Consider the following 11,422-nt stretch of genomic DNA (forward strand, 5'->3'; position numbering starts at 1 on the left):
GGGCACCGATGTGATCAAAATTGAGGGTGTGGACTCCCTGGGTGGGTGCCTGCGTTATGCGGTCATCCCCGACCGTATTGAAGCTGGTACGTTTATGGTGGCGGCTGCCGCCACCCGGGGAGACGTGGTGCTGGAAAATGTCATCCCCCGCCATCTGGAACCACTGGTGGCCAAGCTGCGTGAAGCCGGGGTGGAGGTCGAGGAAGAGGAAGACCGTATCCGGGTCAGGGCCGTTGGCTCTTTGAGCCCCATCGATATCAAGACTATGCCCTACCCGGGGTTTCCTACGGACATGCAGTCCCAGATGATGGCCATGCTGTCTACCGTTCCCGGTACCAGTGTGATCGTGGAAAATATTTTTGAAAACCGCTTTAAAGTGGCTGATGAGCTGAAACGTATGGGTGCCCGTATTAAAGTGGAAGGACGTTTGGCTGTGGTAGAGGGCGTGGAGCGCCTGCAGGGGGCCTGCGTCCGGGCCACCGACCTGCGGGCCGGGGCTGCCCTTGTGGTGGCGGGGCTTATGGCTGAGGGCGAAACCCGGATAGACAACGTGGCCTATATAGACCGGGGATATTACCAGCTGGAACAAAAGCTGAAAATGCTTGGTGCCAGAGTGTGGCGCACTTCATCTGGAGAGGATGCCCCGGCTCGTGCGGAAGCCACCAGGCAAAGCGTCCTGGCTTAAGTCTATCAAAAAACCAGAGTTTGTAGTGGGAATGGTAAATGCAAATTACACTACTTTGTGTTGGAAAACTAAAGGAAGATTTTCTCCACCTGGCCCAGAAGGAGTACCTCAAGAGGCTTCAGGCATATGCCCGGCTCGAGGTGGTGGAGGTAAGGGAAGAACCCCTCCCTCCGGCCACGGACACGGGTGCGGTGGAAGCAGTCCTGCAAAAAGAAGGAGAGTATCTCTTGCAAAAGATCCCGGAAAACAGTTATGTGATTGCCCTGGACAGGGAGGGGGTAATGTTCTCGTCCGAAGAATTTGCCCGCTTTATGCATAATCTTGGCTTGCAAGGGCGGAGCAGGTTATGCTTTATCATCGGTGGAAGTGCGGGGCTCGCCGGGGCGGTCCTCTCCAGGGCCGGTATGCGGCTCTCCTTTTCCAGGTTCACTTTCCCCCACCAGCTGATGCGCATCATCCTGCTGGAACAATTATACCGGGCGTTTAAAATTATGCGTGGTGAAAGGTACCACCGGTAGTAACAAGCGGCAGCAAATTTAGGAATATAATGGCAATTCTCTTTAAAAAACAACTCATTACTTAACTTTCCTTATATGACTTTCCTTTTGTTAAAATTTTTTATCGTTAAATTGGAACTCCCCGGGAGGAATAGGTTAAAACGCATCGAATTAATTAGTCTTGGAAGCCTGGTATCAGGCTTTCAAAAAGTTCGTGAGCAAAGGGACAAATTTTTATTTCTAAAAACTTAAAGGAGGTAGCGTGATGTACGTAGTAACTGTGGACCGTGAGAAGTGTGAGGGTTGCGGTGAGTGCGTGGATTCCTGCCCGGGCAGCGTCCTGGAACTGAAGGACGGCAAGGCATCTGTGGCCAATCCCGATGACTGCCTCGGATGTGAGACATGTGTTAGCGTGTGCCCGTCGGGAGCCGTAACGCTGGAAGAAAGGTAATTAATTCGGCGGAAGAGGGGTGAGAGGAGAAAAGAGGTACTCTGGCTTTCGTGTTGAGTTGTTTCAGCATGTGTACCACAAGAAGCAAAGATAGAACTGAGTGTGAGTAAAGGAGGCGTGCTGATGTTTGAACCAAAGAGGCCTCAGAAAGAACTAAAGTACGAAGAGCTCCGGATTTATACCGATGAGGAACTGAATAACTTTAGCGAGGAAGAATTGAAAGAATTTAAAATAAAGCATGAAATTCCCGCCGTTGAAGAGCTGGAAAAGGGTCCGTGGCCCAGTTTTGTGGCCGACGCGAAGCAGGAAGCCCTCCGCCGCAGAAAGCTGGCGGACGACCGGCTGATGATCGACCGGTATGTGGTGGAAGACCTGCTTGGCCAGCTGGAGCTTTCCTTCAAGGATGGCGAGACCCACTGGAAGCACGGCGGTATTGTGGGTGTGTTCGGTTATGGCGGCGGCGTGATCGGGAGATATTCCGACGTGCCGGAAAAATTCCCGGGCATTGCTCATTTCCACACCATCCGCGTCAACCAGCCCGCCAGTAAATTCTACAAGACCGACTTCCTGCGTGCCCTGTGTGATCTCTGGGAGTACCGGGGCAGTGGTCTCTTCAATATGCACGGTTCGACCGGTGATATTATTCTGTTGGGGACCACCACTGAACAGCTGGAACCTATCTTCTATGACATGACCCATGAACTGGATCAGGACCTCGGCGGTTCCGGCTCCAACCTTCGGACTCCCTCCTGCTGTATTGGTAAAGCTCGCTGTGAATGGGCCTGCTATGACACCCAGGAAATGTGTTATGAGATGACCATGCATTTTCAGGACGAACTGCACCGTCCGGCCTTCCCATACAAGTTTAAGTTCAAGTTCGACGGTTGTCCCAACTGCTGCGTGGCATCCATCGCCCGTGCCGACCTGGCCTTCATCGGCACATGGCGTGACGAGATCCGTATTGACCAGGAAGCTGTCAAGGCATACATTGCCGGTGACATTGTGCCCAGGGGAGGCTCCCACAGAGGCAGAGAGTGGGGTAAATTTGACATCCAGAAGGAAGTTATCGACCTGTGTCCGTCCCAGTGCATGTCCCTGGAAGACGGCAAGCTGGTGATCGACGACAAGGAATGCGTGCGGTGCATGCACTGCATTAACGTGATGCCGCAGGCGCTCAGGCCCGGTAAGGACACCGGCGTGAGCATCCTGGTGGGTGCAAAGGCCCCCATCCTGGAAGGCGCACAAATAGCGCAGGTGCTAGTGCCCTTCATGAAGGCGGAGCCACCTTATGACAATGTGAAGGAAGTTATTGAGAGAGTCTGGGAATTCTGGATGGAAGAAGGTAAGAACCGCGAGCGTGTTGGAGAGCTCATCCAGCGTGTTGGCTTGCCCAAGTTCCTGGAGGTAATTGGCCTGCCGCCTGCACCGCAGATGATCAAGGCGCCGCGTGCCAACCCGTACATCTTCTGGAAGGAAGAGGACGTACCCGGCGGATTCACCAGAGACATTAAAGATTTCCGGGCCAGACACAAGAGGTAAATAATAAGGGGGTTTGTTGGATGGCTCTTTCCACTGGGAGATTCGGTAAATACGATCCGCAGAATCCAACCAAAGATAGGATTACGGATATTGGTCCGCGTCACTACTGGGAAAACTTCCCGCCCATTATTCAAAAGAACTACGGCAAGTGGCTGTACCACGAGATCCTGGAGCCGGGCGTGCTGGTACACGTTTCCGAAACCGGTGACAAGGTGTATACGGTACGTTGCGGTTCGCCCCGCCTGATGACCGCGCAGCATGTGCGGGAGATTTGCGATATTGCCGACAAATATTGCAACGGTTATGTACGTTTCACCACCCGCAACAATATCGAATTTATTGTAGACAGCCTTGAAAAGTTGGAAGCTCTTAAGAAAGACCTCTGGAGCCGCAAGTTTGTTTCCGGAAGTTACAAGTTCCCCATCGGCGGCACGGGAGCAAGCATTACCAATATCGTGCACACACAGGGCTATGTACACTGCCATACTCCGGCTACCGACGCTTCCTCCCTGGTCAAGTCTGTCATGGATGAGCTTTTTGACTACTTCACGGGCATGACCCTGCCGGCTAAGGTGCGTGTATCAATGGCCTGCTGCCTGAACATGTGCGGTGCGGTCCACTGTTCGGATATCGCCCTGCTCGGTATTCACCGCAAGCCCCCGATCGTTGACCACGAGGTCATTGATCAGGTTTGTGAGCTTCCACTCGTCATTTCGTCCTGCCCGTTGGGTGCCATTTCGCCCGATAAGACTCCGGAAGGCAGGAGGACCCTCAAAATCAAGGCAGAACGCTGTATGTTCTGCGGCAACTGCTACACCATGTGCCCGGCGCTCCCCATTGCCGACAAGGAAGGCGACGGCGTGGCCATCCTCGTGGGCGGCAAGCTCTCCAACGCGGTAAGCGAGCCGAAGTTCTCCAAGGTAGTGGTGGCTTACCTGCCCAACAACTTCCCGCGGTTCCCCGAAGTGGTACAGACCGTGAAGAAGATTGTGGAGGTTTATGCCGCTGATGCCCGGAAACACGAGCGCCTCGGCGACTGGGCCGAGCGTATCGGCTGGGAGAAATTCTTTGAGAAGACGGGCATACCGTTTACAGAGCACCTTATCGACGATTACCGCCTGGCCTACGACACGTTCCGGACCAGCACCCAGTTCAAGTTTACGGAAGCGGCCTGGAATGTATCCAGGGCGGCCGGTGGAATTGACTGATTTAAGTGGCGGGCAGGCGTTTATAAAAAACGCCTGCCCCGGTCACTTATATATTACGGGCAGAGAATGCAGAGAATATGGAAAGAGAAAGGGTGGGATTACCTGTGATGGATGAAATCAAAAAAGCAATTATAGAGTTTGCCGGTGCCAGCAAGAAAACCAGGTTCTATTTCAAGGACATGGAAAAGGCCGTGCAGGAAAAGGTTCCCGGTGCCAAGGCAAGGGAAATTAAGAAAGCTGCCAGCGAGCTCATCAATGAGGGCACCCTGATCTATTTCTCAACCGGCAGCACAACGATGTACGGCTTGAAAGACAGGTGTGCGTCTGACGAGCCGCAATAAAGAACTGAACTATATAAAGCCAGTTGGCCCTGTGTTGTTCTGATCACGACTCAGAACGGCTTGCTATTCGCTTTGAGTAGCGGCCTTAATTTTTGTCAAAGGCAGGGGTGCAGGGTGGAAAGAACCAGCGATTCTCAAACATTTGTGGAAAAACAGGTGAACATGCTGCAGAGTAACCCCGGCTGTGCCACGGCCAAATATAACCTGGGTGTAATGCTTTTGCAGCAGGGCAGGCTGGATGAAGCGAAAATCCTTTTTGAAGAAGCTATTGCCGATGGGACCCGGATGTTCGAGGCTTACGTCAACCTGGGATATATATATTTTAAAGAGGGAAACCTGGAAAAGGTGGAGGAGTGTAACCGTCGGGCGGTGCAGATAGAGCCGCGTTACGCACGGGGGTACGCCAACCTGGGTTTTGTCTACCTGGAGATGGCAAGGACAGATGATGCCATTGAGGCCCTCCAAAAAGCTATCGAATTAAATCCCAGGATCGTGCAGGCGTGGTGCAACCTGGCCAATGCGTATCTCCAGAAAGGCGATGTCGAACGGGCTGTTGAAACCAATCAGAAAGTACTTGAAATAGCTCCCGACTTTGCACTGGGACATCACAATCTGGCCTATGTATATTACTTGAAGGGTGACATGGAAAAGGCTGCAGGCCACCTGCGCCGGGCTATCGACCTGGGGTTTGAAGTCCACCCGGACTTTTTAAAGGAGATGGAACCATACCTCAGCCAATAAATATAGTGGGGGTGACTGTCCGTGCCCATCTACGAGTTCAGGTGCCTGAATTGTGGTCGTCTTTTCGAAAAATTGTTTTTGAACCCGAATGAAAAAGTGGAAATTCGCTGTCCACAGTGCCATTCAGACTCCTTCGAACGTGTGATCAGCCGGGTTAATTACGTGGATAAATCGGGAGCGGGCGGGGCTGCTCCGAAAGTGGTCACCAGGTCGTGCAGCCCGGGCAGTACTTGCGCGACATTCGAAATACCGGGGCCGGGTGAAAAATAAATGCGGGGAGTCGGCTATGAGGGGAAGACCACCATTAAAGGAATATATTCAAATACCGGTGTGTCCTTTTTGCGGTACGGAGATTGAGCGACCTGAAGAGATGGTGGCCACGGCGGGTTCACCGGCCATGCCGGTGGGTTCCTGCGCCTGCGGGGCGGTTTACGCCTGTGATGTGTCGGGCCGGAACCTGGGTTCGGCTTTTATAGAAGCACTGGTGTTTGCCTGCAACATGGACTGGGAACTGGCCTGGAACCTGTTGCCCGACAGGGACTACCGGGAAGAGATAGTTAAGAACTATGACCTGCAGAACCACCTGATCGTTCCCGGAGGCTTTTTCGAAGGCAGAAAAATTGCGGGGGCCCTTTATTTCATCAGGCTGAGCGGGGATATGGCCGAAGTCACCCGTCAAAGTGTCTCCAGGCTGCTAGACAGGCAGGTAAATCATCCTGTAATTAATAAGAATAAGAAAGCAGATCTTGCTGAAAGGAAACGGGTTACCAAAAAAGAAGTGGAAGCCTGGGTTAAAGAGTACAGAGTGGAAAGCGTGCTTCAGGCTGCCCACCTGGACCCCAAGATTCTCTGGTTGTTGAGGCGGTTTTTGTGTGCTGATGACCCGGTTGTCCGGATGCGCGCCGCCGATTTTATCGGTAGGGCGGCCAAAGTAATTGTTGCTGATAACCCCGGCAAGGTGCATGAGTTTTTCAAAGCGCTGATCAATTCCCTGGCTGACACGGGTGCGTCCAGCTGGGCAACGCTCGATGCCGTGGGAGAAATTATGAGCAACTCGGTGGATAAATTCTCCGGGTACCTTCCCGCCCTTTTGTCACTTCTGAATGAACCCCACCTGCGGGCAGAGGTCCTGCGTGCGCTGTACAGGATTGCGGGGGTCAATCCGGGTTTGCTCAAGAAGTTTTCTTCCGAATTTATTGCTTTGCTTGGGGATCCCGACCCCGGCGTACGCGGGTACGCCATCCTCATTCTCGGTATCGTGAAGGCCGATCAGGCCGGAGAGGAAATAAAAGCCTTACGGGGGGACAAATCGAAAATCCTTCTGTACGAGAACGGCCGGCTGTTTGAGAAGTCTATCGGAACACTGGCTGAAGAAGCATTGCACCGGATTGGAACCGTTCATGGTAATTTCTACCTTGAGCAGGAATCGTCAGGAGATATGCCGAATAATCGATCGTGAAAGTTATTTTTTTCTATATAATAAAGGCAGTTTTAAAAATATCAAAAATAGAAAGGGAGTGGTTTTATGGCAGTTATTTAAATAAAGAAAGAAGGCTCGTGGCTCTGGGGAGAGAATCAAATAAGGAGGTGTTAATCTTTGACCTATTTTATTGCCCAAATCTTACCGTATATTACGGTTACCGTATTTATTATCGGAGTTGTTTATCGTCTCTGGCGCTGGGCGGCGGCGCGGATCGTGCATAACATTACCCTTTCACCCTTTCCCCAGACCAAAACTGAAGTGCTGGGCATTTACCTGCGGGAAATCGTGCTGTTCCGCAACGTTTTCAAGTTCGACCGCCCGCTGTGGGCAGGTGCCTGGCCCATGCACGTCGCCCTGCTCAACGTGATAGGTGGTCACGTGGTGGGTTTTTACTTCCTGGGCAAGCAGTTTGTTTACCTGGGCACCTCTGAAGCGTTAAGCAAGTACTTGTCCAACCTGCTGGGAACGGTTTTTGGTATCATCATGCTGGCCGGGTTGCTGTACCTCCTCTACCGCAGGTTGACCATTGACAAAGTCAGGCAGGTATCCAACCCGAGCGATTACCTTTTGTTGCTCCTTCTTATAGCTATTGTGTCCCTGGGTGACTTCATGCGCCTTGCTCCACAATATGGTATGCACTACGAACCGGTTAGAAAATATTTTGCTACTCTTATGACATTCCAGCCGGCAGCGATTCCTGAAGGCAATCCTTTCTTCTTCATCCACATGTTGCTGGCCCAGGTCCTGATTATGGTCCTCCCCTTCAGCAAGCTGATGCACCTGTTTGGCATGTTCGGTATGCGCTGGATTGAAAACCGGGTCTATAAAGAACCGGCTCCCGGCTTGCCTAACGTGAACGTGGCTGCTGCCCGGGCCAGGGGAACCGGCCTTCCGTCCGCCGGCAGCACAGACGCGGCTTAGAGGGGGTGTATCAAGTTGCCAGAATATAAGGGCTTGAAAATACCGGCCAAAGCCAGTGCCGACGAGATGCGTCAGATACACATCGAACCGGTACCCGATGACCAAAAGGTAGAGAAAGCCATCCAGTACCTTGATGAGATGCGCAAGAAATTTCGCTCTTTCGTCCTGGCCATGGAGTCATGTGTAAAGTGCGGCCTGTGTGCCGAGAACTGCCATACCTACCTGGGGACCAGGGACCCTAACAACATCCCTACCAACAGGGCGGAACTGATCCGAAAAATATACCGGCGGTACTTTACACTGGAGGGGCGCTGGTTCGGCAAGCTGGTAGGCGCGGAGGATCTGAACCTGGATATCATTGAGCAGTGGTACTCATACTTTTACCAGTGTAACGAGTGCCGGCGTTGTGCCCATGTCTGTCCCTTCGGTATCGATACCTGCGAGGTAACCATGATTGGCCGCCAGATCCTGCACTGGCTCGGTATTGTGCCCAAGCTCCATGCCAACGTGGGTGCGGCCATGGAAAGGACGGGTAACCATACGGGCCTGACCAAGCCGGCCATAGTGGATACACTGGAATTTCTCTCCGAAGAAATTAAAGACGAGTTCGGCGTCGATGTGGAATTCCCCGTGGATAAAGAGGGAGCCGATATTATGTACGTGCCTTCCTCGGCCGACTTTTTGCTCAACCCCTATACACTGATGGGTGCGGGCATGTTTTTCACTTATATCGGCGCCAACTGGACCATACCCAGTACCATTACCGAAGCGGGTAATTTCGGCCTTTTGTTCGACCAGCAGCACACCATGAGGCATAACTTTACGCGTCTTTTACACGCGGCCCAGAAATTGGGTGTAAAAAAGATCGTATGGGGAGAATGCGGACACGGGTGGCGGGCGTGGAAGATGTACCTCCCCGGCATGGCTGACCTGCCCATCCGCTGGCCCATTACACACATCCACGACGAAGTGGCTTACTACATCCGTACCAACCAGCTTAAACTGGACCCGTATAAGATCGGCCGCCCCGTGACCCTGCACGATCCGTGCAACTACGTGCGGGCTTGCAACCTGGCGGAAACCATGCGTACGGTGATACGGGCATGCGTGGCCGATTTCCGGGAAATGTATCCGAATAAAGAAAACAACTTCTGCTGCGGTGGCGGTTCAGCCATACTTTTCGACGACCCGGAAATGTACCAGCTGCGCATCAAGTTTTCAAGCAAAAAGGCCGAGCAGGTACGGGCCACCGGGGTGGGCAAGGACGGAAACGGTATCCTGTGCGCTCCATGTTCCATCTGCAAGGCCCAGCTCTATCCAATGGTTGAAGAGCATGAACTGGGAGTGGAGGTTAAAGGTTTGATCGACCTTGTGGGGATGGCGCTGGTCTGGAAGTAAGCTGGTAACGAAACGAGTTTCCCTAAATCATTGACTTGTTTTTGCAGGGATGATATTCTTTTAAGGGGGTGGTCGAGCTTATACGGGCTCATCAAATGTTCGGGTTGAGGTTATTGATAAAATCAAGTTTATCTCGCGGGGTCCAGTGAAAAGTTATGTGTTAAACACATAATGATAAACTAATGGAGGTGTTAAATTCATGCCATCCATCAACGTAAATGGCGTGGAAATCGAGCAGGACGAGGACGGATTTATTGTCGACCCGAATCTGTGGAACGAGGATGTGGCCAAGGCTCTGGCAGCTCAAGAAGGTATCTCCGAACTGACAGAGGAACACTGGAAGGTGGTCAACTACCTGCGGAATTACTACCTCCAGTTCCAGATCGCCCCCATGATCCGCAAGCTGTGCAAAGAAACCGGTTTCAGCCTGAAGAAGATCTACGAACTGTTCCCGTCCGGTCCGGCTAAGGGTGCCTGCAAAGTGGCCGGGTTGCCGAAACCGACCGGCTGCGTGTAATATGGGTATGACCACAAATTGAATTTCAATCATGCAGTTATTCCGTTTTAGTTGATAAGGTCGCCCGGCATAAGGGCGACCAATGTATATGTAAACTACTCCGGGCACGGACTTAAGCATGAGCGCCGGCAGGTAAGGGGTTAACCGGCAGTGCAGCTTATGGCTGTGCCTGTTTCCTGGGTACGGGGTGCTTTTGCGTGAGGGCATCATTGCTATAGGGGAAGTGAGGTTGAATGCGGCGGCTGAATATACCTCGCCTGGTGATTGGTGCACCCCGGGGACGTTCCGGGAAGACCACGGTAACTATCGGTCTGCTGGCTGCCCTGGTGCATGGTTTGAAGCTTGTGGTACAACCTTTTAAAAAGGGGCCGGATTTTATAGACCCCAGCTGGCACAGTCGCGTAGCCGGCCGGGCGTGCCGCAACCTGGATGGTTTTCTCATGTCCCGTGAAACGATCCGGGCTTCCTTCGTGCGCTACAGCCGTGATGCCGACGTGGCCGTGGTGGAAGGAGCCATGGGACTTTTTGACGGTGTGGACCTCGAGGGGAGCGGTAGCACCGCGGAAATAGCCAGGGCAATTGCCGCGCCGGTGATTCTGGTGGTGGAAGTCACCCGGATGACACGCAGTATAGCACCCCTGGTACAGGGATTTATGCACTTCGACCCCCAGGTGACCATTGCCGGGGTAATCCTGAATCAGGTTGCCCGTTCGCGTCACGAACTGATGCTGCGCGGGGCTCTGGAAAAATACTGCGGGGTTCCAGTTTTGGGCGTGGTACCCAGAGGCAAAAAGCTGGTCATTCCCGACCGCCACCTTGGATTGGTACCCGCAGGTGAGCGCGACGAACTGCAACAAGCTCTGGAGGAAATAGCCCGTGTGGCCCGTGAGTGTCTGGACGTGGAGGGCATTTTAGCGCTTGCACGTCAGGCTCCGCCGCTGGAGGAGATTCCCGGCGGTTGTGAAACTGCCGGGGAGGTGCAGCCGGCTGACGGGCCACTGATCGGAGTGTTTCGTGACAGGGCCTTCTCCTTCTACTACCCTGAAAACCTGGAGGCTCTGGAAAATGCCGGCGCCAGGCTGGTCTATATCGACGCCCTGCACGATCCCGGATTGCCGGAAGTGGATGCCCTTTATATCGGTGGTGGTTTTCCCGAAGTGTTTGCCGGGCCGCTGGAGGCAAATGAGGGGTTGCGGAAGGACGTATGCCGGGCCGTTGAGGCAGGCCTGCCGGTGTATGCGGAGTGCGGCGGCTTGATGTACCTGGGCCGGAGTCTCAGCTGGCAGGGCCGCACTTACCGGATGTGCGGGGCACTGCCGTTTGATGTGGTGATGGAGGGCAGGCCCTGCGGCCATGGGTACGAAGTGGTGGAAGTAACCGGGGAAAATCCTTTCTTTCCCACCGGCAGCATCATCCGGGGGCATGAATTTCACCACTCACGCCTGTTGAATATTGGCCCGGAATTGCGTTATGCTTTCCGGGTGCTGCGGGGCTGCGGCATAGATGGTGAAAAAGACGGTCTTACCTACAAGGGGGTGCTTGCGGCCTACAACCACATCCACGCACTGGCCGCCCCCCACTGGGCCCGGGCGGTGGTGGACCGGGCCCGGCGTCCGGCCTCGGTCAACCTCGCCGCCAGCC

13 protein-coding genes are annotated in these 11,422 nt (G+C 53.5%); all 13 read left to right on the forward strand.

Annotated features, from left to right (window positions below; genetic code table 11):
- Positions 1-685, forward strand: a 685-nt coding sequence (locus ACPLUI_RS05800) for a UDP-N-acetylglucosamine 1-carboxyvinyltransferase (protein ID WP_424659330.1), incomplete at its 5' end; no start/stop codon positions are given.
- 38 nt (positions 686-723) lie between these two features.
- The gene (gene rlmH / locus ACPLUI_RS05805; protein ID WP_424659331.1) at positions 724-1,203 is read left to right on the forward strand and encodes a 23S rRNA (pseudouridine(1915)-N(3))-methyltransferase RlmH; all 480 of its coding nucleotides are present in this window, start codon (positions 724-726) and stop codon (positions 1,201-1,203) included.
- Between the two features lie 244 nt (positions 1,204-1,447).
- On the forward strand, positions 1,448-1,633 hold the full coding sequence (locus ACPLUI_RS05810) for an ATP-binding protein (RefSeq protein ID WP_424659332.1): 186 nt from the start codon (positions 1,448-1,450) through the stop codon (positions 1,631-1,633).
- Positions 1,634-1,756: 123 nt separating this feature from the next.
- Entirely contained in the window at positions 1,757-3,172 is a 1,416-nt protein-coding gene (gene dsrA / locus ACPLUI_RS05815; protein WP_424659333.1) for a dissimilatory-type sulfite reductase subunit alpha, read from the forward strand.
- A gap of 20 nt (positions 3,173-3,192) precedes the next feature.
- Positions 3,193-4,380, forward strand: a complete 1,188-nt coding sequence (gene dsrB / locus ACPLUI_RS05820) for a dissimilatory-type sulfite reductase subunit beta (RefSeq protein WP_424659334.1) — start codon at positions 3,193-3,195, stop codon at positions 4,378-4,380.
- 107 nt (positions 4,381-4,487) lie between these two features.
- On the forward strand, positions 4,488-4,721 hold the full coding sequence (locus ACPLUI_RS05825; protein ID WP_424659335.1) for a dissimilatory sulfite reductase D family protein: 234 nt from the start codon (positions 4,488-4,490) through the stop codon (positions 4,719-4,721).
- 114 nt (positions 4,722-4,835) lie between these two features.
- Entirely contained in the window at positions 4,836-5,462 is a 627-nt protein-coding gene (locus ACPLUI_RS05830; protein WP_424659336.1) for a tetratricopeptide repeat protein, read from the forward strand.
- A gap of 21 nt (positions 5,463-5,483) precedes the next feature.
- Positions 5,484-5,732 carry an FmdB family zinc ribbon protein gene (locus tag ACPLUI_RS05835; protein WP_424659337.1) on the forward strand — a complete coding sequence of 83 codons (249 nt, stop codon included), beginning with the start codon at positions 5,484-5,486 and terminating at the stop codon, positions 5,730-5,732.
- 16 nt (positions 5,733-5,748) lie between these two features.
- Positions 5,749-6,921 carry a DVU0298 family protein gene (locus ACPLUI_RS05840; protein ID WP_424659338.1) on the forward strand — a complete coding sequence of 391 codons (1,173 nt, stop codon included), beginning with the start codon at positions 5,749-5,751 and terminating at the stop codon, positions 6,919-6,921.
- A gap of 138 nt (positions 6,922-7,059) precedes the next feature.
- Positions 7,060-7,866, forward strand: a complete 807-nt coding sequence (locus tag ACPLUI_RS05845; RefSeq protein ID WP_424659339.1) for a respiratory nitrate reductase subunit gamma — start codon at positions 7,060-7,062, stop codon at positions 7,864-7,866.
- 15 nt (positions 7,867-7,881) lie between these two features.
- Entirely contained in the window at positions 7,882-9,264 is a 1,383-nt protein-coding gene (dsrK, locus tag ACPLUI_RS05850; protein ID WP_424659340.1) for a sulfate reduction electron transfer complex DsrMKJOP subunit DsrK, read from the forward strand.
- A gap of 199 nt (positions 9,265-9,463) precedes the next feature.
- On the forward strand, positions 9,464-9,781 hold the full coding sequence (locus tag ACPLUI_RS05855) for a TusE/DsrC/DsvC family sulfur relay protein (protein WP_013824471.1): 318 nt from the start codon (positions 9,464-9,466) through the stop codon (positions 9,779-9,781).
- 233 nt (positions 9,782-10,014) lie between these two features.
- Positions 10,015-11,422: cobyrinate a,c-diamide synthase (locus ACPLUI_RS05860; protein WP_424659341.1), on the forward strand; the 1,408-nt coding region annotated here is incomplete at its 3' end.

The sequence above is a fragment of the Desulfofundulus sp. genome (assembly GCF_049701015.1).
Taxonomy (GTDB): domain Bacteria; phylum Bacillota; class Desulfotomaculia; order Desulfotomaculales; family Desulfovirgulaceae; genus Desulfofundulus.